Source organism: Ureibacillus sp. GCM10028918 (assembly GCF_042666115.1).
GTDB lineage: Bacteria > Bacillota > Bacilli > Bacillales_A > Planococcaceae > Ureibacillus.
The window spans coordinates 15,558-38,091 of the sequence record NZ_JBHTFK010000017.1; the positions used below are offsets into that span (position 1 = coordinate 15,558).

A 22,534-nucleotide genomic window follows, 5' to 3' on the forward strand; every position below is an offset into this window, starting at 1 on the left:
AGAATTAGCCATTACATAAACCAATTCAGTTTTTATTGTCCCTAACTCTAACACAGGTATTCCGTATTTTTAAAACTATATCCAGCTTTGTTGTAAACTTTTTTGCGAAAATGGACTCTTTATTAATGAAGACTTTGAAAGGAGGAGCTATGGATTCTCATCTATTGTTGGATATATACAATAAACAAGCAAAAATGATTTATTTTTATTTAAAAAAGAACGGTTGTAGTCATGAAGATGCAGAAGATATTGTTCAAGAGAGTTATACGAAATTTATCGCTTATAGTAGTGGTGTTCCTTCAGAGAAAGCTCTTTCTTATATTTTTACCATTGCAATGAATGAATTTAAAAAGTGGTTAAAGAAAAAAGGGATAGAAAGAGCTATTTCGATTGATGATCATCGCTTCTGGAACAATTTTGCAAATGACCATGATACTGAATTGAGCGTATTAAATATGGAAATGAATCACGAAATTTCACTTGTTTTAGATCATATTCAAGAAACTTATAAGCAGCTCTTATTATTAAAATATGAGCTTGAACTTAGTTATAAAGAGATTTCTTTATTACTAGGGATGAAGGAAGAAACCGTTCGAACATATTTATTTCGAGCTAGGAAAGAATTTCAGAAAAAGTGGAGGGAACGACATGAATGATTTTTCAGAGGATCTTTTTGATGAGAAGAAAATCAAGAAGGCAGTAAGAAGGGGGAAAATAAAGACGATTATTACAATTATTCTCGTGTCATTAGTGGTTTTCGTTGTTTTGAACGTGGCGAATTCTGCAATTTCTGCCCACTATAGTCAAAAGGCATTTAGGGAATGGGATGCTTATGTCCGCCTCAGCACTCCTAACGGCTATATAAGTAAAACAGTGGATTCAAAAGGATTCTTGGGAGGAATAAGCAACTATGAAATTTCAAAGGACTTTAAAATTAAATCGATCGCTATAGAACAAAAACAATATTCATTTGGTCTAATCCCATCTGTTTTAATTTCAAGAAGTTCAGGTGGAAACGTGGGAATTACAGGTGAAGATTGGCAATTTAGCTATAAAGAAAATGGTTGGAGAGAAATGCTATTTTTCCACCCCAATGTACCTTATAAACAATATAAAGATGATGAACAGTTGATTAACGGTATGCAGGGAGACAAAGTTTATGAGGTAGCACTTTCCTTTGGTCAGCCTTACAAACCAAATGAACTTTTTATGCAACTTCCTGAAATGACATGGTTTTGGATAGACACATATAGTAGTGAACAGTTAAACAAGTTTCAAAAAGAGGCAAAAGAAAACGATTGGTCTTCAACATTTATTAGAGAAAAAGATGCACTAGGTTTCTCAATAAATACACCTTATATTTCAAGCCATGATTTAGAAGGTGAGTATGAAAGATTTTTAGACTTACTGCAAATGAGTATTTACCCTGATCACCAAAATGCTTTTAACAAGATGAAAGATATCAAGTTAGAGGATGTAGAAATATTAGGGGTGGTCGTTTATGGAACGAAAGATGAATTAAAAGAAATCCTTGAGAATCCTAACATTAAAGCTTCTTCACTTGGAGGAGTCATTGAAAATTATTAGAAAAAATAAATAATATTGTCTTGCATTATCGAGTATTCAACAAATAGGGCCAGATTGTGGAGTAACTCTCCTACGTCGTCTTACTATGGACAAAAAAGGGTCTTGATCTTTTTTAGATAGGAATACTTATTTCGAAAAACAAAATAAAGTATAATATAAAAGGCTGTCCAGAAGTTATTTTTTTCTGGACACCCTTTTTTTAGGTTCTGAAATATCTTTCTTACGAAAGAAATGGCGTTATGATTCAAAAGAAGTTCTTTTATTTTAAAAATGCCTCTGTTGTTTTCACTGTTGCATAAGTGCCATTTAATGCGGCCATAAATGCATAATGAACATGATCAGCGGGAATGATTTTATCTTCAATTTGTAATGTTGTTGTTGCACAAGCATCTTCAATCACTTGGCATGTATATCCGTGTTCGACTGCTGAACGTACTGTTGCATCAATACACATATGTGACATCATACCGCAAACGACTAATTCTTTAACCCCTTGCTCTTGTAGTTTTTCATGTAAGTTTGTATTGAAGAAGCTATTCGGCATATGTTTTTCTATGACTGTCTCGCCTTCTAATGGGCGTACTGACTCATGAATTTCGACACCTTCTGTATTTGGATGGAAAAAAGGAGCCACTTCACCTTCTGTGATATGCTGTACATGAAAGATTGGTGCGCCCGTTTGTCTAAAGTGTGTTAGCAGTTTCGCAGCTTTTTGTGCTGCTTGCTCAGGGTTTGTTAAAGTCATCTTTCCATTTGGAAAATAATCATTTTGGATATCAATTACTAATAAAGCAGTTGTCATTTTCTTCACCTCTTAAAATTTTGTATAGTATAAGGATATACATATTTGAATGAAGTTTCGATGGTCTAATGAAATACTATCAGTCAAAACTTTTTCACTGTGAAAGGAGTTACTATGCAAATTGATTCAGTTGATGTTCAAATTCTACAATTATTAAATAAAAACGCTCGGATACAATGGAAAGAAATTGGTGAAAAAATCCATATGACAGGACAGGCGGTAGGCAATCGTATCAAAAAAATGGAAGATAACGGCATCATCCAAGCATATTCGATTGTGATTGATGAATTGAAGATGGGGGTTTCTTTTACAGCTTTTGTTATCTTTTTCATGAATGCAAATACGCATGATGATTTATTGAAATTTATGGGTACTCGTAATGAAATTAGCGAAGCACATCGTGTTTCAGGAGATGCATGTTATCATCTGAAAATAACGGTTCGTTCACAAGAAGCTTTAAATCAACTTTTGAATGATTTATTGAAATATGGAAATTATCAGCTTTATTTGTCTATTAAGGAAGTAAAAAAGCATTATAATGCGTCATTAGTGTCTGATGAATAACGTTTTGTAGTCATCATGTATCAATGGAAAGGCAGTTACTAAATTAAGTATAAAAAAGCCCTAGCTTGGTAAGTTTTAAGTCCAGCTTGGGCTTTTTAGAGAAAACATACATCATATTTTTTATGACCGAACATCTCCGTTTTATTAAATAATCTATTAGCTTATAACAATCGACACTTTATAATTTGCTTGTTTGTTTAAGTCATTTAAAAATTGATTTAATACCTCGTTTGAGGGGAATCTACATTCAAGCAAATAGCAACCGTCTCCACTGATTTTATAATTGTTTATTACATAGTTATCTTGTGTTTCTATAAAATCTAAATAAGGTTGATGATGGATATTATTGATATAAATATTTAGAAATGCATGTATAGCAAAACCTAATTTCACTTGGTTCACTTCAATACTGCATCCTGTTATGATGTCATTGTCTAATAACTTTGCTACTCTTGATGCGGTTGCTGGTGCTGTGAGATGTACTCTTCCTCCTAATTCTTTCATTGTCAGGCGACTATTTTTAGACAGCTCTTCTAGTATTTTTTTATCTATTTCATCAATCATTTTATGGATCCTTTCAAAATAAATAAGATGTTTACATAATCTGTTAGCTATATACTTTTTATGCTTACTTAAAAACTTTAAAAGTAAAGTGAAATCGCTAAATAACTTTATTTTCCCTATGTATTGAACAGTTGAAAAACTATATATTTATAAGCATACAAGTCAAAAGAGATTGTACACCATTTAATTTGAGGTTATATTTTCGTTGATTTGTATAACGTTATATAAAAGGAAATATCTATTTTAGAGGTGAAATTATGAAAAAATTTGATATATCAGTTTTATCAGCTGCTCCATTACGACAAGGTGAAACAATGAAACAAGGGATTGATTCTGCAGTGTCATTAGCCAAAGCTGTAGATAAAATGGGCTATAAACGGATTTGGTTTACAGAGCATCATAACCACGACGCTTATGCTAGTTCAGCTACCGTTTCAATTGTACAACATATATTAGCAAATACAGAAGACATTCGCGTTGGTTCAGGAGGTATTATGCTACCAAATCATTCCCCATTGGTAGTAGCGGAGCAATTTGGAACACTTGAAACACTGTATCCAAATCGTGTGGATTTAGCATTAGGGCGCGCACCAGGTACGGATCAAAAAACTGCCGATGTGATTCGCCGTTCGAATCATAATGGGGTGTTTTTCTTTGAACGAGAAGTGCAAGATATTTTGCGTTATGTAGGTGATGAGAGCGTACAAGGAGAGGTTCGTGCTTATCCGGGCATTGGAACGAATGTACCATTATTTATATTAGGCTCCTCAGCAGGTTCAGCTAAAATCGCTGCAAATCTTGGTCTTCCTTATGCATTTGGCGCTCAATTTTCACCTCAAACGATGGAAGAAGCACTCGCTATTTATCGAGAAAATTTTAAACCGTCTGCGTATTTACAAGAGCCTTATGTGATCGCTTGTATTAATGTGATTGCAGCAGATTCGATGGAACAGGCAACATTCATTTCTGCAAGTCATTTGCAGGTGTATATCGATATTTATACAAATAACTTAAGTCAGCTTATCCCACCAACTAAAAACTTCCTTGAATCGTTATCACAAGTTGAACTAGAAATTCTTCATCATCGACTAGGGTATACAATCATGGGTGATGCAGAAACAATTCGTCGGGATATAATTGAATTCCAACAAACGTATCAAGTAGATGAAATCATTGCGATATCTAATATTTACGAAACGAAAAAAGAAATTCATTCTTATGAGATTTTAAAACATGTTGTGGGTGAGTTATTTGAATAAAAATTTAAGATTCTCTAGAAGTGAAAGTCAGTTGCATCAGAATATGATCTTCAACAATCGGGCGCTTTTCTTGAATTGAAGTGACCCCAAAAAGTTAGACATTTTATTAAGTTATGCAGCTAGGATTGAATTCGGTATTGTACCGGACTCAATCCTTTTAATTTCCCTTTAACACTTCTGTGATTATACGATATAGAGTTAAAGCTTACGGTTGAAGTGAGTCATACTTTCAAATTTTTGCATATATAATAATTCAGGTTTTAATAGACCAAAAAAGTTCTCAATTACTGCGTTATCTAAACAATTGCCTTTAAGAGAGATACTTTGAGTAATACCACTTTGTTTTAATTCATCAGAGTATTGTTCCATTTGATAATACCTTGATCTGAATGTATAACATGGCATCTCCTTTAGATAAGCATTTTAAAAGCTTTGTCTAACATTTTCGAAACAAGTTTTATTGGCTTTTATGTAGGTTCTACCAAATTAATTAGAGCTAAACATACAGAGTAGAGGCTTAGAAAAATTTACAATTCAACTATTCAATAACATTCTTGAATGGAAGGCGATTTTATGTTCAATGAAAGAAATTTAAGGGATAGATTGTATCAAGAGATTGCTATAATTGGTAAAAGTCTTTCGAGTCCGAAAAGATTAGAGCTTCTCGATATTTTATCTCAAGGTCCAAAGTCAGTGGAAGCTTTAGCGAAAGCAACGACAATGTCTGTGGCGAATGTATCTCAAGATTTCTTACGATGAGATAAACGACTTCCTATACGTATGTAAAGAAGAAAGACATTACCTTATTTTTTTATTAGCCATTTATACAGGAATGCGTAGGGGAGAGATTTTAGGATTAAAATGGAATGATATTGATTTTAGTAAAGGAACTATTCAAGTAAATCGGACGCTTTCAACGATTCCTTCAGTTGGATATATATTTACAACTCCTAAAACAATTAACTCAATTAGAAGTATTCCAATCCCAGCAGTAGTTCTAAATGAATTAATGATTCATAAACAGCAGCAAGAAGAATGGAAAGAACTAGTAGGAGATTTTTATCTGGATCAGGATCTCGTTATTTGTACAAACAATGGAACTGCACAAGATCCGCGAAATGTAGTCCGTGTGATGAAACGATTAGTAAAATCTGCAGGTGTTTCGAATATTCGTTTTCATGATATTCGACATACCCATGCATCCATTCTTATTTCTACTGGAATAGATATTGTGAAAATTTCTAAACGATTGGGTCACGCTAATCCAAAAATTACTTTGGAGTTCTATGCACATTTATTACCTAATTCCGATAATGAGTTAGCTGATATTTTTCATAATGCTTTAAAAAGCAATTGGGAAAAATCATGCGGACAATCTGCGGACAAAGAGGGCAATTAATGGTTTAATAAAGATGCAAATAGTATTATAAAAAGCCTAGAAACATTGGTATATCAATGTTTCTAGGCTGTAATAAAGATGGTCCCGAAGGGGTTCGAACCCATGACCCCCACCTTGTCGAGGTGGTGCTCTCCCAACTGAGCTACAAGACCCTTATTTACTATATATTAACATAAAAATAAAAAATAACCAAACTAAAATTTGTTTCTAATTTTAGTTTACCGTGTTTGTTCTACAATGAAATTTCTGAACTATTGATTAATTAAAATGGTATGAAATTATAGAAAGACTTGGTTCGAAATGCTGAACCAAGTCTTATTTTAAATGAGTTTCTTATTTAATTGAAGACGCTACAGTTTCTTCCCAATCTTGGCCATAGTCCTCTTCATCAAAAAGAATGTTGTAAATTTTCCATTTTCCATCATCGCTTTTCTTTAGAAATGCTGTTCCGGATAAGTCTACTGTCATGTTAACAGACATGTCTGGTGCTGTCATGGAAACATTATAACGTAAATCTTCAATGCGGACTTGAGCAAAATTCTTGTTTACGGAAATAGCATTAATCGTATGTTCACCCACTTGTTCCATCGTGAATGTACTATCCAATTCTTCAGCCATATCCTCTGTATACAAACTTTCCAGTGAAAAGGCTAGATAGTAACCAACAGTTGTATCACGATAAAGGGCTTCTAATGCTTCAGTGTTTTGTTGTTCAGTAAATTTCATTTCATCTTTGATGTTTTGATCAACAGTTTGAACAACGGCAAGTTGATCTTCACCAGTTCCGTGCTCTAGATGTAAAGCACGGTCAATCATCACGATAGCTTCAGCACGTGTTGCATTATTAGCAGGTTTGAAAATATCTCCATAACCTTTAATTATACCAACAGCAGCTGTTTTCATAATTGCTTCATAAGCGAAATTTCCCTGTGGCACATCCGGGAATACTTTACCTGTTGCAGAAAAATCAATCGTTGTTTGGAATGCACGATAAATCATAGCAGTAATTTCATCACGAGTGATTTTGTCATTTGGACGGAAGGTGCCATCTGTTTTACCGTTAATAATGCCATGGCTACTAGCAACAGTAACAAACTCGTAATACCAGTTGGATGGTTTGACATCAGGGAACGATTTTCCACCATTCGCTACATGTAAATTCATCGCATTGACTAATATTTTAGTGAATTCAGCACGAGTAATCGTATTATCTGGTTTAATATAGATGAATGGATATTCAAATTCCTCTCCATCTTCCTCATACTTTTCCATCTCCACATACCCGTCAATTATATCTGCATATAAGAAGCGTTCCAATTCAGTGTACGCCCAATGTTCGTAATCAACATCATCCAAAAAATACAGATCCGTGGATTTTTCTGCTGCAAATGCTGGCGAAACAGAAAATCCAAATAAAACAAGAGAAGTTAAAAAAACATATAGTGCTTTCAAAGGTTTTCCTCCACTTTCTTCTATCAAACTTTTACTAACATTAGAAGTTTACATGAAAGATAAAAATAATACTATGTGGAAATTATGGTAAAAGGTTGGTTGATAGAAGTATTCCACTTAAGAACACTTATTTGTACGGAATTTGTAGAAAGTAATAAAGGCAGCTGTATGGGAAGTGTACTCAACTGCAGTCTGTCTTAATGCATAGGTGTGCTGTAAATCTAGCTATATCAATTATTTAACATAGGTTAGGGAAATTGAACGGAAGTTGTACTCTTGTTGAATCACATATCTTAACCTACTTATTTATAAGTTTGGTAGGTTTTTTAATAGTGGTACGTGCAATAATATTGTGTTTTGTAATTCTAACTAAATGTTGTTTTAATGATGAAAATTAGATAAAAACTTGAAACAAATGAAAATTTTTTTCAATATTAAAATAGTAAATTGCTTATTAGTAATTTTCATATTGCTCTCTATGGTGAAGTGAAATCCTATTTTCTGTAAAAAATGGGTTAAATACCTAATAAATTTTATTTTATCGATATATTTATTATAAAGAGAAAGCGATTTCAACTAGAAAAAAATGCTATTTTTTAGCTAAAAAGGTGTTAAAATGATTTTGAGGTGATGGATTTGAAGAAGGTAAGGTTAGAGCTTCTTAAGGATCTGATAAGGGAATCAAAAAAATTATCAATTAAAGAGCTTTCTGAGAAGCTCGGCGTTTCGGAAATCACTATTAGAAGAGATATTTCGATACTACAAAGTAAAGGAAATATTTTATTAGATAGAGGGTTTGTCATCTATAACGAAATGCAACACGAATTGATTTTTAATTCCCGAATTCACTTAAATGTTGAAGGAAAGGCCAAAATAGCTCAACTAGCTTTTGACCGAATCAAATCTGGTGATGTTATTGCATTAGATCTCGGGAGTACAACATTAGAACTAGCAAAATTAATAGCAGAAAAATCTGAGAATCTAACCGTTTTTACATCCTCTCTACAAATTGCAAATGTACTTGTAAAGAATGAAAAAATTGATGTTTATATAATTCCTGGGAAAGTTAGAAATACAGAATTATCAATTTGTGGGAGTCTGGCGATTGAATTAATAAATAAGCTTCATTTCGACTTGTTTTTTATGAGTGTGGCAGGGATAAAAGAGGGGTTACTTTATGAATATATTATTGAAGAATCAGAAGTGAAAAAATCTTTTATGAAACAATCTAAGCGGATTATAGTTTTAGCAGATTACACAAAATTCGGTAAGACTGCCTTAATAAAAGTTTGTAATGAAAGTCAAGTGTCGGAAATTATTTCAGACCGAAAATTAGATGGAACGAGATAATGCATTAGTGTTGGATGCCATTTTTTTGAGGAGGAGAAACCTTGGAACATTATATTGGAATAGATATTGGGACATACGAATCGAAAGGCGTTTTAGTTAATCAGCTAGGTAAGATTTTACACCAACACAACGTGCCACATACATTAACTATACCAAGAAGTGGTTGGGCAGAGCACGAACCTTTAACTGTTTGGTGGGATGGAAGTAAAGAAATCATAAAAGAGATTGTGCGTTATTGTTATGACAACAAGATTGATCCAGTTGAAATAAAATGTATCGGATTAAGCTCTATAGCACCATCGATTGTACCTATTGATAAACAAGGAAAACCACTGCGAAATGGCATCTTATATGGGATTGATACTAGAACTACTAAACAGATTAAGATATTAAACGAAAAACTTAGCGAAGCGTATATTTTAAAGCACGCAAAGCAAGCGCTTACAACTCAGGCAGGTGGGCCCAAGATCCTTTGGATTAAAGAAAATGAACCGGAAATTTATGCACAAACAGAATCTTTTTTAAGTGGAGCAGGCTTTGTAATACATAAATTAACCGGCAAAAAAGTAATTGATCATTATACAGCCGCTTCCTTTGCACCACTATACGATTTTAGTAATTATAGTTGGTCAGAAGAGTTTGCTGAACATATAACAGATACTAATAAGTTGCCTGAGCTTTATTGGGCGAATGAAATAGTTGGGCCGCTCAATCCAAGAATAGCTGAAGAGTTAGGGTTAGCTTCGGATACCAAAATATTAGCGGGCTCTACAGATGCTTTATCTGAAGCAATTAGTAGTGGATCAGTAGAAATTGGAGATTTAATGCTTATGTATGGCAGTTCTACCTTCTTCATTTTGAATATTAATGAGATGACAACTTCGGATAAGATGTGGCCAAACCTTCATGCTGTGCCAGGTATTTACTCATTAACTGGTGGAACGTCAACTGCGGGTTCTTTAATGAGATGGTTTATTGATCAATTCGATGATCTAGCCTTAACAACAGATGAAAGATACCAAAGCAATATGAAAGCAGCTACACAGAGTGAGGTTGGTGCAAACGGGGTCATATGTCTTCCGTATTTCAGTGGAGAAAGGACACCTCTCAATAATCCTGAGGCAAAGGGGATTTTTTGGGGGCTAACTTTAAAGCATACGAAGGCAGATTTATACCGAGCTGTATTAGAAGGTGTTGCATATACAATCCGACAAAATATTGAGTATATGAATGATTTAGGTTTTGATATTAAACGAATTATTAGTATAGGAGGCGGTACTAAAAACGAGTTGTTAATACAAATTGTGAGTGATGTTTGCGGAATTAAGCAGGTTGTTACGGAAAATAAAGTAGGTGCATCCTATGGAAATGCTTTCCTATGTCATCTCGCTTTAAATAAGGAGGCGGATTTGCATGGAGTTGCAAATTGGTTAGAAATAAAGGAGGTAATTGAGCCAAATAGCTACAACTATCAAAAATATACTGAATATTACAAAAAGTTTAAGTTGATTTATGAACAAACAAAAAATTTAATGTAACCAAAGGGAGTGAATATATGTCGTTAAGTTACATGGAAAATACACTAAAGCAACTATGTAATTTACTTGCATTATCAGGATATGAGGATTCAGTTATTAGTTATTTAACACAGACGTTTTCACAAAAAAATGTTGAATATGAGGTTGATCCTTTAGGTAACGTAATTGTTCAGCTGAACAAAAAAGAAGGTGTAAAACGATTAGTCGTTTTTGCTCACATGGACGAGCTAGGACTAGTAGTTACAAAGGTTGAAGAAGATGGTTTTTTAAAGGTTGAGCGATTGGGAGGTATACCAGAGAAGAGTCTTGCAGGAACTGAAATTTTAATTCAAACACAAGTTGGTAGATATCAAGGTGTAATCGGTACAAAATCTCATCATGTAACACCTCAGGATGAGAAACTTAAGGTAAAGACAGTGAGTGAAACATTTATTGATTTAGGATTCTCAAGTAAATCCGAGGTTTTAGAAGCAGGTATTCAGGTGGGAACACCAGTAGGCTATAGTCGTAGATTTTTTACAAATGGAACTAGAGTTTTCAGTAACTCCCTAGATAATCGTGCAGGTTGCCTAACCCTACTTGAGCTTATAAAGAGAATTGAAACTCATAAACTGGAAATAGAATTATATATCGTCTTTTCTGTACAGGAGGAATTTAACCTTAGAGGAGTTTTACCGGCTATTCGAAAAATAAATCCAGACTTTGGTATAACAATTGATATTTCAATTGCCTCAGATACGCCAGATTTAAAAGGTAGAGATGACATAAAATTAGGTAACGGTCCATGTATTGGATACTATACATTTCATGGAAGAGGAACTTTAGGGGGGGTGATACCAAATCCGAAGTATGTGAAATTTATCGAGGAAGTTGCACAAAAATCTCAAATAGGACTACAACGTTATGCAAGCATGGGGATTTTAACTGATGCCTCATTTAGTCAACTTGAGAATAATGGCTTTCCTATTATAGATTTAGGATTTCCTACTCGATATTCACATGCGCCAATTGAGTCTATAGATCTAGCGGATGTAGAATCGCTAGTGAATTTATTGGTAGCGATTTCGGAAAGTTTAAATCAAGATAGCAATTTTACTAGGGGATAGGAGGAAATAATATGACGTGGTTAAAAGAAGTAATTGGAACTGAAAAAGCTATTATTGCCATGTGTCATCTACAAGCTCTACCTGGCGATCCATTCTATGATAAGGAAAAAGGCATGGACTTTGTAGTTGAAATGGCACGTAAAGATTTACACGCATTACAAGATGGCGGTGTAGATGCAGTAATGTTTTCAAATGAATTTAGTTTACCATATTTGACAGACGTAAAAACTGAAACAGTTGCTGCTATGGCTCGTATCATTGGGGAGTTGAAATCGGAGATTAAAATTCCTTATGGAGTTAACGTTTTATGGGATGCCAAAAAATCATTAGACTTAGCAGCTGCTACAAATGCACTGTTTGTACGAGAAATCTTCACTGGGGTTTATGCGAGTGATTTTGGTACTTGGGATACAAATGTTGGTGAAACAATTAGACATCAATATCGTATTGGTGCAGAAAAAGTAAAGCTACTATTTAACATAGTTCCTGAAGCAGCACGTTATTTAGCTGATCGTGATATTGAAAGCATTGCAAAATCAACAGTATTCAATAATAAACCCGATGCTTTATGTGTATCAGGTTTAACAGCTGGTGCAGAAACTGACTCTCAGTTATTGCAAAAGGTGAAAGAGATTGTTCCAGAAACAGTAGTTTTAGCGAATACAGGTGTACGTTTATCAAACTTGGAACAGCAGTTATCAATTGCAGACGGCGCTGTTACGGGAACTACATTCAAATTTGATGGTAAGTTTGAAAATAGTGTAGATATCCATCGAGTGAAGGAATTTATGGATAAGGTAAAAGCTTTTAGATCATAAAACTAGGGGGTTATTTGATGAAATTAAATAAGTTTTTAGCATTGTTCCTTTGCGTTGGGTTGCTTATGATTTTAGCTGCTTGTGGTAATAGTGAGAGTGGTTCCGATACGTCTAGTTCAGGTGATACTGGTGGTTCTTCTGATGGAGAAAAATACAAGATAGCTACTGTAGTTAAACTGACAGGAGTAGCTTGGTTTAATCGAATGGAAGACGGCGTAAATCGTTTTGCTGATGATACTGGTTATGAAGCATATCAAGTAGGACCCCAAAAGGCAGATGCGGCTTTACAGGTTCAAATTATTGAAGACTTAATCGCTCAAGATGTAGATGCAATTACTGTTGTTCCGTTTTCTGCTGAAGCATTAGAACCAGTGTTGAAGAAAGCTCGTGACGCAGGAATCGTAGTAATTACTCACGAAGCAGACGGATTTGAAAACACTGATTTTAATATTGAAGCGTTTGATAACGCAGATTATGGTCGTTTTTTAATGGATAATCTTGCTAAGGCAATGGGAGAAGAAGGCGAGTACATGACAACTGTAGGTAGCTTAACTTCTAAATCCCATATGCAATGGGAAGAAGCGGCTGTTAAGTATCAAGAAGAAAAATACCCTAATATGAAAGCGGTTGCTCGTCAAATTGAAACAAATGATGATTTAGCTACTTCAAGTGAAAAGTTCCGTGAAACAGTTAAAGCATTCCCGAATTTAAAAGGGTTCCAAGGAGCAGCTGGTAACGACGTTGCTGGTGCAGCTTTAGCTAGTGAAGAAATGGGACTAGTAGGTAAAGTATCAATTGTTGGTACTTCTGTTCCTTCAGCAAGCGCTCAATATATTGACAGTGGTGCAATTTCAACAATCGCATTCTGGGATCCAGCAGATGCAGGATACATTATGAACAAATTAGCAGTCATGATTTTAGATGGTAAAAAAGATGAAATCATAGAAGGCGCAGATTTAGGAATTCCTGGCTATGAGTCAATTAAAGTTGTTGACGGTAAATATATTTATGGTAGCGCTCAAGTTGGTGCTGACAAAGAGAACTTATCTGATTATAATTTCTAATTTGAAAAAATATTATTTACTAGGAAGGATGATTAAATGATGAAAACACCATTAATAAATATGAAAAACATCGTAATGTCGTTCGGAGGGATAAAGGCCTTAAAAGGTGTTGATTTAGTCATCCAACCTGGTGAAATTCACTGTTTAGCAGGTGAAAACGGTTGTGGTAAATCAACTTTGATTAAGGTGCTTTCTGGAGTATATACACCAGATGCTGGCGAAATTTATATTGATGGAAAGTTATTACCAAGTGTTAATCCAATGATAGCTATTCAAAATGGTATTCAAGTAATCTATCAAGATTTTTCAATTTTTCCAAACTTATCAGTGGCAGAAAACATTGCTTTACCAAAGCTGAAATCGGAGAAATCGAAACTAATTAACTGGAAATCTATGAAGAAGGTTGCTAAAGAAGCATTAGACAAGATTAATATTCAATTAAATTTAGATGAAAAACTTGAAAATCTATCAGTAGCTAATAAACAGCTAGTTGCCATTTCTAGGGCATTGATTCAGGATGCAAAGCTAATTGTTATGGACGAACCAACAACTGCATTAACTCATAAAGAAGTTAACAAGTTGTACGAGGTTATTTTGGACTTAAAAAGCAAAGGAATTTCGGTGCTTTTCGTTAGTCATAAGATGGAAGAGATTTTCACAATCTCAGAGAAAATAACTGTGCTACGTAGTGGGCAAAATGTAGTAAGTGAAGAAGCAACAAATTTAAATGTTGAAAAACTAGTCTATCATATGACGGGTAGAAAATTAGAAAATAAATTTTTTGAATTTACTGATAAAGGTGTTACCCCGACTATAGAGCTGAGGGATTTCGGTTTAACTGGAGTATTTGAAAATATAAATTTATCAGTTAAACCGGGGGAAATTGTTGGACTAACTGGCTTACTTGGTTCGGGTAGAACGGAATTAGCGGAAGCTCTATTTGGTATCCACCCTCATAATAGTGGTGAAGTCATTATTAATAATAAAGTTGTGAAAATTTCGGATGTTCGAGATGCTATCAACAATAGAATAGTTTATGTGCCAGAGGATCGTTTAACTGAGGGGTTATTTTTAGAACATTCAATTGAAAATAATTTAATTGCTAGTAACTTGAGGAAGTTTATAAAAAAATCTAAAACTATAGATAAAGATAGAATTAAAGAAGATGTTAACTATTGGGTTTTAAAGTTAGGGATTATAACAGATAACCCGAAAAAACCAGTTAGAACTCTCTCTGGGGGTAATCAACAAAAAGTGGTTATCGCAAAGTGGTTATCTAAAAAACCGCAGCTACTTATTTTAAATGGACCAACAGTAGGAGTGGATATTGGAGCGAAAGAGGACATTCATAACCTTATTAAAGATTTAGCGGAGGATGGTATGGGTGTTTTAATGATTACTGATGATATTGAGGAATTGCGACAAAATTGTAACCGAGTTCTGATAATGAACAAGGGGCGATTAGTGGGCGAAATTTCAGGAAGAGAATTTAAAGAAGATGTTTGGAATTCCATGCAAGAAGATAAAGTGCTAAGTAGGTGATATTTCTATGAATCGAATAAAAAATTTATTTTTAAATTCAGAGTTTGTGCTCGCATTAATCGTAATCTTGTTATTTTTGGTAATCGGATCACAGAATAGTGCGTTTTTTTCTATAAATAATGGCTTTGATTTAATTAGAAGTTTAATTGTACCTGGAATTTTTGTTGTGTGTACATTAATTGTTTTAATTTCTGGTGGAATTGATGTTTCATTCCCTTCAATTGCAACGTTCAGTATGTATACAACATCATCGTTACTTGTAAATATAGATTTCCAAGGTCCAGTGTTCGTACCGTATCTAATTAGTGCTTTTATTGGTTTATTGCTAGGTTTAATTAATGCTGTATTTATTGCATTACTTAAGTTGCCTACTTTAATTGTAACTTTAGGTACATCAGCGATGTTTAGTGGTTTCTTGTTAACGTTTATTGGAGATGGGCAGATTCACAATTTACCACCTTCGATGGCTAATATGGCACGTACACAAATTTTTAAAATCACAACTGACGATGGTCTTACTGTCGGTTTACCAATAACGGTATTAATCACAGTGGCTATTATCATTTTTGTTGCTTTACTTCTAAAATTCACTGTAATTGGACGCTCTATTTATGCATTTGGTGGAGATCCGTTGTCTGCGGAACGTATAGGAGTTTCTCCTATACTTACTCAGTTCTTTGTGTATTGTCTAGTAGGTGCGTTGGCGGGAATTGCTGGAATGAGTCATACAATTATGATGCGTAACTCAAATCCAGTTGACTTAATAGGCGGAGAATTATTAATCATTGCTGCTGCAGTATTAGGTGGAGCAAAAATTTCAGGTGGATTTGGTAGTGTTCGAGGAGCATTATTAGGGATTATCCTTGTAGTAACTATTGAAAACAGTTTAATTTTAATGGGTATTCCTTCTTATTGGCAACGTGTTGTAATCGGTAGTCTAATTTTATTAGGTACAGGTATTGCAGCTTATCAACTGGTGAAATCACAAAGTAAGAAAGAAAATATTATAAATCAAACGTAGGTGGTGAATTTTTTGAAGGAAAAGAATATAGCAATTAAACCATTTACTTCTACAAATTTTTTAAAAACGAAAGATAATAGCTTAGTTCAATTATTTTGTTTCATGATTATCATATTTTTATTGATGTGGATAATAGGAGGAAGTTCATTTTTTTCAATCGCTAGTTTCAAATCGATTAGCTTTCAATTCCCAATTTTAGGGATATTGTCTCTTGCAATGATGCTGACAATGATATCTGGCGGTATTGATTTATCATTAGTAGCAATTTCAAATTTAACTAGTATTGTAGCGGCATTATTTATGTCTAAATTTATTCCAGCTGATGCATCTGGAACAGTGGTATTTGTATATGTTTTGATTGCAATTGTTCTATCAATAATTGTTGGTATATTATGTGGTTTTTTTAATGGATTTGCTATTTCCATTATAGGCATACCTGCCATTTTAGTAACATTAGGTACGAGCCAATTGTTTATGGGATTAGCCATAGTTATTACAAAAGGGCAAGCTGTTATTGGTCTCCCAAGACAGTATAGTGAAATAGGTTATGGAAATGTTTTAGGAATTCCTTTCCCCTTAATTATATTTGTCGTAATGGTTGCAATAACATTTTACTTACTTAATAAAAGAAAATTTGGAATTGAACTTCAACTTATGGGAGCAAACCCAAAGTCCTCTAAATACTCAGGAATCAATAATTTGAAGGTTACATTACAAACATATATGATTTCTGGAGCGTTTGGTGCGGTTACAGGTTTATTAATTATTGCATCTACCAACTCGGCTAAGGCAGATTTTGGAACATCTTATATTTTGCAAACTATACTTGTTGCAGTACTTGGTGGTGTAAGTGTTAAAGGTGGCTTTGGTAAAGTCGCTGGTATCGTAATGGCCGTATTGATTTTACAATTCCTTTCAACAGGGTTAAATGCCTTACAATTAGGTAACTTCTTTAAGGATTTCATCTGGGGAGCAGTTTTATTATTAATCATGTCAGTAAAAGAAATATCTAGAATTATAAATAAGCGTAAAGAATTGAAAAGTAAAGGGAGGCATTTAAATGAAAAAGTTTATGAATAGTGCTGAGAATTTTGAAAAAGAAATGCTCGAAGGAATTTTATATTCAAGCTCAAGTTATATTACAAGTGTTCGTGAAGATAATAAATCTATAGTTCGTCAAAATAATACAGAGAAAAAAGTTGGGATTTTAACTGGTGGCGGATCGGGACATTTACCTCTGTTTTTAGGCTATGTAGGTGAAGGTCTACTAGATGGAGTAGCGGTTGGGGATATTTTCCAATCACCAAGTCCAAAGCAAATTTTCGAGGTGATTAAATCCATTAACACTGGCAAGGGTGTTCTTTCGATTATTGGGAATTACGGTGGTGATGTAATGAACTTTGAACTTGCTAATGAAATGGCTGATTTTGAGGATATAGAAAATGAAACAATTATTGTAAACGATGATGTTGCTTCAAATACTAAAGATAACAAGGAAGGTAGACGAGGCGTAGCTGGTTTATTCTTTGTCTATAAGACTTCAGGAGCAGCTGCAAAGCAAGGATATGATTTACAGCAAGTTAAGAATATTGCGTTAAAGACGAATGAAAATGTTCGATCAATGGGTGTGGGCTTGGCACCATGTACAATTCCAATCAAAGGTAAGCCTTCATTTGAAATCTCTGATGGACAAATGGAATTAGGTATCGGGATTCACGGAGAGCCTGGTACATATCGTGGACCACAAAAGCCAGCTAAAGAAATAGTAGAGGAAATCTTGCAATCAATTTTCAATGATTTAGAATTAGCCGCTGGGGAAGAAATTGCTGTATTAGTAAATGGTCTTGGTGCAACTGCACTTGAAGAACTTTACATTGTCTATAAGCATGTCTTTGAATATAGTCAGGGTAAAAACGTATCAATCTATCGGAATTATATTGGTGAATATGCAACTTCTATGGAAATGGTAGGGTTCTCTATTAGTGTATTAAGATTAGATAGTGAGTTAAAAAATTTAATAGACGAACCTCATAATACACCTTTCGTTCGCCAATTTTAGGAGGATAAAATGAATATTAATAACGTTCATAAATTTATTGAGATTGGCATGCATATTGCAAATGAGAACATGGAGATTTTATGTAACCTAGATAGTCAAAATGGAGATGGAGATTTAGGAATTACGTTTAGTAAGGTAATGAAGTCATTTCAACAAACCTATCAAGAATTTGAAGGGCAAGATGTTGGGAAATTCTTTTATCTTGCGGGAATGGATATAACAGAAAATGCAGCTTCTACAATGGGGACTTTATTGGCTTCTGGATTTATGCAAGTTGGCAAGAATTTAAAGGGTAAGGAACAGCTCAATCAAGATGATTTTATAGTTTTTTATGAAAGTATGATAGAGGGCATTCAAAAAAGAGGCAAGGCAGCTATTGGTGATAAAACTATATTGGATACGCTACAACCCATTGCAGATTCATTTAAGGAAACAACTGATTTAAATCTTAAAGATGCTTTTGAAAAGGCTGTTAAAGTAGCGGAAAAAGCTGTAGAAAATACGAAACAGCTTGAAGCTAAGCATGGTAGAGCAGCGAGATATGAAAATAAATCGTTAGGATTAATTGATTCAGGTAGTGTTGTTGCAAAACTATTAACGCAAATTTTTTATCAGCTTTATAGAATTTAATTTAAAAAAGGGTTTGCTTTTGTTAATACTAAGTTTACAAAAGATAGATGTGATTAATTGGTAAAATAATTTAAGCTATTGCTAAAATAGTATACATGAAATATTTTATATTTTGCTCGAGGATGAGTATCTGGCTTAAGTTCGGTTTTTTAACGAACTTAAGCCATTCTTATTTTGAAGGGAATGTTTCTTTGATGTTTCAATTATCGCTCGATTATCGGATGCTATACGTAGTATAAAAGAAAAATCAGCTGCATATTTGGATACAGTCTTAGCTCAAAGTAAAACAATCGCTCTAACTACTTGAAAGTAATGTTTTTTAGAAATAGGATCCTATATTTCATGAATGGGGGGGTTAAAATTAAAGAGATTTTAATTAGCTAAGTTTTCGTTGCTTCTCCATTTTATTATTCATATATAGAATAACAACAGATTTCATTTCATTCACTAGTTGCATGACAACTCGTAAATCTAACTCAACTCGATTCTTTTATTATTGCTTAATAAAAAAATCGAGAGAACGACAATGTTAAGGAATGTCAATAACTAAAAACAAATTATCGGTGAATAAAGTGTGACGAAATTGTTAATAAAATGTGGCTAATTTGTGAAGTAGGGGGTATAATATATATAAATAATCAAAATCCAAGAAGGAGTGATTTAAAAAATGTTTAATTTATACACAAAACTTTCTGGGATGCTTGTAGTTCTAGGTATATTTCTTGTGATTGCTAGTTTCTTTGCAAACTTCTCAATTTGGTATGGTATTGAAATCGCTAAATGTGGTGGAGCTTTATTTATAATGTTTTTATTCTTACATCTACTATCAGAGCATGAATCTAAAAAAACACAACAAAGTATAGCAAAATAAATAAAATAAAAAAAGCTTGAGAAAAAATCTCAAGCTTTTTTTGATATTTCCTACATATCCCATAATAGAATCAGCAAAGTTCCAAAAACCGTAACAAGGGCGATGACTACAGCATATAGAATATTTGTATAGATTGCTTTACCATCTTTTGATTCACCAGCGTGCATGAAAACAACAATTTGCAGGAACGCCTGGATAAAGGCTGTTGCCAAAAGAATCGTCATACCCACTGTATAAGTCATATCGGTAAAGTAAACCAATAAAGCGACAGCAGTAAGTACTAATGATGCAACAAAGCCCATAACCTGTTTTGCTGGGAATAATTCTTTCATATTACATCATTCCTTTCAAATAGATGAAGCTGAAGATAAAGATCCAAACTACATCTAAGAAATGCCAGTAAAGAGAGAAGATAAATGATTTATTTGCTGTTTCAGGTGTTAAGCCGCGTTTTTTGACTTGGAGAATGATGAATGTTCCCCAGAATAAACCTAGCGTTACGTGACCACCGTGTGTTCCTAATGTTGTTAGAAGTGCTGCTGTGAAGGCACTTGTTTGATAAGTTGCCCCAATATGGTAGTAGTGCATAAATTCATATATCTCTACCCCTAGGAAACAAAGACCGAGCAGTAGGGTAATGGCAAAGAATGTAATCATTGCATTTTTGCGACCAAGTCTCATTGCATGAATACCAAGTCCAATTGTGAAACTACTTGTTAATAAAACAAGCGTTTCGATTAGAACTGGCGTTATTTCAAAAATATCAGCAGGAGCCGGACCAGAACCCGTACGACCTTCAAGTGTGAAGTATGCTGTGAAAAGGGTAGCAAACAGCATAATCTCAGCACCTAAGAAAATCCAAAATCCTAATATATTTAACTGATTTTGTTGAGTACTATACTCAAGAGGCTGCGAATTATCGATATGCATTATTTTGCACCTCCAAGTTTTTCTTCAGTTTCTTTAATTTCTTTCACAGAAATATGACGCCCATGATCTTTTTCGAAAGAACGCATCGCCATACAAACGAAGATACCAATTAGAGATATCAATGCTGGAACCCATAGAGCAAAGATGAATGAGAATCCGGCAACAAAGAAAATCATACCCATAATGAATGGAACACCACTATTATTCGGCATATGAATTTCTTCGATTTCGCCTTTGAACAATACATGACCATTTTTCTTTGAATCCCAGAATGTTTCACTTGAACTGATTTGTGGTGTTCTAGCAAAATTGTATTCCGGAACTGGCGTGTGAGTAGCCCATTCCAATGAGCGAGCATCCCATGGGTCACTACCGATATCTCTAGACGAGTTTTTAAAGCTATAGTAAACGTTATAAACTATAGTCACAAATCCGATTGCCATAAGAGCAGCACCGATAAATGACAGCATGTTTAATGGTCCAAAACCAGTTGTTTCTGAATAAGTGTACATACGACGTGCTTGACCATCTAAACCTGTAAGATACATAGGGAAGAAGGCAAGTACGAAACCAACTGTTAATAACCAGAATGTAACTTTACCGATTTTTTCATTTAACATAAACCCAAAGAATTTTGGCCAATAGTAAGTTAAACCAGCTAGCATAGCGAATACTACACCAGGAATAATTGTGTTATGGAAGTGGGCAACTAAGAACATTGTATTATGATATTGATAGTCTGCCGCGGACATCGCCAGCATTACTCCTGTAACCCCACCAATAGTAAATAATGGGATAAAGCCAATAGAGTAAAGCATTGGAACTGTAAAGCGGATTTTCCCTTTCCACATTGTAAATAACCAGTTAAAGATTTTAACCCCTGTCGGTACAGCAATCGCCATTGTTGTAATGGAGAAGATACTGTTTGTCAGCGCTCCTTGACCCATTGTAAAGAAGTGGTGAGTCCATACTAAGAACGATAGCAAGGAGATTAGAATCATCGACCAGACCATTGATGAGTAGCCATAAAGGTTACGTCTTGAGAATGTTGAAATGATTTCACTGTAAAGACCAAAGGCTGGCAAGATTAAGATATAAACTTCAGGGTGTCCCCAAATCCAGAAGAAGTTGGCCCAAAGCATATCCATACCACCGTTGCTTGTTGTAAAGAAATTCGTTGCAAATAATCGGTCTGTTGTACCCATGATTAAAGCAACTGTTAATACAGGGAAAGCGAAAACAATAATGACGTTCGCAATAAATGCAGACCATGTAAACATTGGCATTTTCATAAGGGTCATACCAGGTGCACGCATTTTTAAAATTGTTGTACACATGTTAATACCCGTCATTAACGAGCCGATCCCTGAAATTTGTATTGCTAGCATATAGTAGTTCGTACCAACTGATTCACTGAAATCATTTCCTGCAAGAGGGAAGTAAGATGTCCAGCCTGCATCTGGTGAACCACCGACTACGAATGAAATATTAAATAGCATTGCTCCGGCAAAGAATAACCAGAAACTTAATGCATTTAAGCGTGGGAAGGCCACGTCACGTGCTCCGATTTGTAATGGCACGATCAAGTTCATAAATGCAAAGATGAATGGCATCGCCATAAAGATAATCATAACAACACCGTGAGTTGTAAAGATTTCATTATAGTGTTGTGCGTCAAGTAGTTTAGCATCGGGTGTAGCAAGTTGGGCACGCATCATAATAGCATCCGCGCCGCCACGGAATAACATTAGTAGGGCAGAGACCAAGTACATGATCCCAATTTTTTTATGATCGACTGTCGTTAACCATTCGCGCCATAAATAGCCCCATTTTTTGAAATATGTTAAGCCTGCAAGAATTCCAATACTAGTTAAAGCAATGGCAACCATTGAGGCATAAATAGCCGGGCTCGGATGAGGGATAGCAAAACGCTCAAAGAATTCCAAGAATTCCATCCTTTTTTCTCCTTTCAAGATAA

The 22,534-nt window shown here is 34.5% G+C and carries 22 protein-coding genes, 1 tRNA gene and 2 pseudogenes; 17 read left to right on the forward strand and 8 right to left on the reverse strand.

All coding sequences use genetic code 11. From position 1 onward, the window contains the following. Positions 1–149: 149 nt before the first annotated feature. Positions 150–656, forward strand: a complete 507-nt coding sequence (locus ACFQU5_RS12990) for an RNA polymerase sigma factor (protein ID WP_390288403.1) — start codon at positions 150–152, stop codon at positions 654–656. Continuing rightward, complete coding sequence (locus ACFQU5_RS12995; protein ID WP_390288405.1) at positions 649–1,587, forward strand: anti sigma factor C-terminal domain-containing protein; 939 nt, start codon at positions 649–651, stop codon at positions 1,585–1,587. The genes ACFQU5_RS12990 and ACFQU5_RS12995 overlap by 8 nt, the downstream gene beginning before the upstream one ends. A 259-nt stretch (positions 1,588–1,846) precedes the next feature. On the opposite strand, the gene ACFQU5_RS13000 is transcribed toward ACFQU5_RS12995, so the two are convergent. Then, entirely contained in the window at positions 1,847–2,389 is a 543-nt protein-coding gene (locus ACFQU5_RS13000; RefSeq protein WP_390288407.1) for a cysteine hydrolase family protein, read from the reverse strand. Between the two features lie 114 nt (positions 2,390–2,503). Between ACFQU5_RS13000 and ACFQU5_RS13005 the strand changes: the two genes are divergently transcribed. Then, complete coding sequence (locus ACFQU5_RS13005; protein ID WP_390288409.1) at positions 2,504–2,953, forward strand: Lrp/AsnC family transcriptional regulator; 450 nt, start codon at positions 2,504–2,506, stop codon at positions 2,951–2,953. A 156-nt stretch (positions 2,954–3,109) separates the two neighbouring features. Here ACFQU5_RS13005 and ACFQU5_RS13010 read toward each other — a convergent pair whose 3' ends face one another. Continuing rightward, positions 3,110–3,517, reverse strand: coding sequence for an Lrp/AsnC family transcriptional regulator (locus ACFQU5_RS13010; protein ID WP_390288411.1), 408 nt, complete (start codon positions 3,515–3,517; stop codon positions 3,110–3,112). A 257-nt stretch (positions 3,518–3,774) separates the two neighbouring features. On the opposite strand from ACFQU5_RS13010, the gene ACFQU5_RS13015 reads away from it, so the two are divergent. Further along, positions 3,775–4,776, forward strand: coding sequence for an LLM class flavin-dependent oxidoreductase (locus ACFQU5_RS13015; protein WP_390288413.1), 1,002 nt, complete (start codon positions 3,775–3,777; stop codon positions 4,774–4,776). 119 nt (positions 4,777–4,895) lie between these two features. On the opposite strand, the pseudogene ACFQU5_RS13020 reads toward ACFQU5_RS13015, so the two are convergent. Next, positions 4,896–5,154 (reverse strand): annotated as a pseudogene (locus ACFQU5_RS13020) (IS3 family transposase); the annotation flags it as partial. A 195-nt stretch (positions 5,155–5,349) separates the two neighbouring features. Here ACFQU5_RS13020 and ACFQU5_RS13025 point away from each other — a divergent pair. Beyond that, positions 5,350–5,520 (forward strand): annotated as a pseudogene (locus ACFQU5_RS13025) (ArsR/SmtB family transcription factor); the annotation flags it as partial. Continuing rightward, complete coding sequence (locus tag ACFQU5_RS13030) at positions 5,510–6,175, forward strand: site-specific integrase (RefSeq protein WP_390288415.1); 666 nt, start codon at positions 5,510–5,512, stop codon at positions 6,173–6,175. The pseudogene ACFQU5_RS13025 and the gene ACFQU5_RS13030, both read left to right, overlap by 11 nt. Before the next feature lie 79 nt (positions 6,176–6,254). Here ACFQU5_RS13030 and ACFQU5_RS13035 read toward each other — a convergent pair. Together ACFQU5_RS13035 and ACFQU5_RS13040 are read right to left on the reverse strand one after the other, a co-directional pair. Next, positions 6,255–6,327: transfer RNA gene (locus ACFQU5_RS13035), tRNA-Val, on the reverse strand. Between the two features lie 181 nt (positions 6,328–6,508). Next, a complete protein-coding gene (locus tag ACFQU5_RS13040; protein WP_390288417.1) occupies positions 6,509–7,627 on the reverse strand; it encodes an S-layer homology domain-containing protein in 1,119 nt (372 codons plus the stop codon). Positions 7,628–8,257: 630 nt separating this feature from the next. Between ACFQU5_RS13040 and ACFQU5_RS13045 the strand changes: the two genes are divergently transcribed. The 11 genes from ACFQU5_RS13045 to ACFQU5_RS13095 all read left to right on the forward strand — a co-directional run bounded on the left by ACFQU5_RS13045 (position 8,258) and on the right by ACFQU5_RS13095 (position 19,626). After that, on the forward strand, positions 8,258–8,977 hold the full coding sequence (locus ACFQU5_RS13045; RefSeq protein ID WP_390288419.1) for a DeoR/GlpR family DNA-binding transcription regulator: 720 nt from the start codon (positions 8,258–8,260) through the stop codon (positions 8,975–8,977). 41 nt (positions 8,978–9,018) lie between these two features. Continuing rightward, on the forward strand, positions 9,019–10,515 hold the full coding sequence (locus ACFQU5_RS13050) for an FGGY-family carbohydrate kinase (protein ID WP_390288421.1): 1,497 nt from the start codon (positions 9,019–9,021) through the stop codon (positions 10,513–10,515). 17 nt (positions 10,516–10,532) lie between these two features. Continuing rightward, positions 10,533–11,621 (forward strand): M42 family metallopeptidase, encoded by a 1,089-nt coding sequence (locus ACFQU5_RS13055; RefSeq protein WP_390288423.1) that lies wholly within the window; start codon positions 10,533–10,535, stop codon positions 11,619–11,621. An 11-nt stretch (positions 11,622–11,632) separates the two neighbouring features. Further along, positions 11,633–12,439: a BtpA/SgcQ family protein gene (locus ACFQU5_RS13060; protein WP_390288425.1), complete on the forward strand. Its 807-nt coding sequence runs from the start codon at positions 11,633–11,635 to the stop codon at positions 12,437–12,439. 17 nt (positions 12,440–12,456) lie between these two features. Then, positions 12,457–13,503 (forward strand): autoinducer 2 ABC transporter substrate-binding protein, encoded by a 1,047-nt coding sequence (locus ACFQU5_RS13065; protein WP_390288427.1) that lies wholly within the window; start codon positions 12,457–12,459, stop codon positions 13,501–13,503. 36 nt (positions 13,504–13,539) lie between these two features. Further along, a complete protein-coding gene (locus ACFQU5_RS13070) occupies positions 13,540–15,045 on the forward strand; it encodes a sugar ABC transporter ATP-binding protein (protein WP_390288429.1) in 1,506 nt (501 codons plus the stop codon). Positions 15,046–15,052: 7 nt separating this feature from the next. After that, positions 15,053–16,066 carry an ABC transporter permease gene (locus ACFQU5_RS13075; RefSeq protein ID WP_390288431.1) on the forward strand — a complete coding sequence of 338 codons (1,014 nt, stop codon included), beginning with the start codon at positions 15,053–15,055 and terminating at the stop codon, positions 16,064–16,066. A 12-nt stretch (positions 16,067–16,078) separates the two neighbouring features. Beyond that, entirely contained in the window at positions 16,079–17,146 is a 1,068-nt protein-coding gene (locus tag ACFQU5_RS13080) for an ABC transporter permease (protein ID WP_390288433.1), read from the forward strand. Further along, positions 17,127–18,125, forward strand: coding sequence for a dihydroxyacetone kinase subunit DhaK (locus ACFQU5_RS13085; RefSeq protein WP_390288435.1), 999 nt, complete (start codon positions 17,127–17,129; stop codon positions 18,123–18,125). The genes ACFQU5_RS13080 and ACFQU5_RS13085 overlap by 20 nt, the downstream gene beginning before the upstream one ends. Positions 18,126–18,134: 9 nt before the next feature. Next, positions 18,135–18,755, forward strand: coding sequence for a dihydroxyacetone kinase subunit L (locus tag ACFQU5_RS13090; RefSeq protein ID WP_390288437.1), 621 nt, complete (start codon positions 18,135–18,137; stop codon positions 18,753–18,755). Positions 18,756–19,422: 667 nt separating this feature from the next. Continuing rightward, a complete protein-coding gene (locus tag ACFQU5_RS13095; protein WP_390288439.1) occupies positions 19,423–19,626 on the forward strand; it encodes a hypothetical protein in 204 nt (67 codons plus the stop codon). A gap of 50 nt (positions 19,627–19,676) precedes the next feature. Here ACFQU5_RS13095 and qoxD read toward each other — a convergent pair whose 3' ends face one another. The 3 genes from qoxD to qoxB are packed head-to-tail and all read right to left on the reverse strand — an operon-like array spanning position 19,677 to position 22,502. Continuing rightward, positions 19,677–19,958, reverse strand: a complete 282-nt coding sequence (gene qoxD, locus ACFQU5_RS13100) for a cytochrome aa3 quinol oxidase subunit IV (RefSeq protein ID WP_390288441.1) — start codon at positions 19,956–19,958, stop codon at positions 19,677–19,679. A 1-nt stretch (position 19,959) separates the two neighbouring features. Continuing rightward, positions 19,960–20,556 (reverse strand): cytochrome aa3 quinol oxidase subunit III, encoded by a 597-nt coding sequence (gene qoxC / locus ACFQU5_RS13105; protein ID WP_390288443.1) that lies wholly within the window; start codon positions 20,554–20,556, stop codon positions 19,960–19,962. Then, positions 20,556–22,502: a cytochrome aa3 quinol oxidase subunit I gene (gene qoxB, locus ACFQU5_RS13110; RefSeq protein ID WP_390289314.1), complete on the reverse strand. Its 1,947-nt coding sequence runs from the start codon at positions 22,500–22,502 to the stop codon at positions 20,556–20,558. The genes qoxC and qoxB overlap by 1 nt, the downstream gene beginning before the upstream one ends. Positions 22,503–22,534 lie beyond the last annotated feature (32 nt).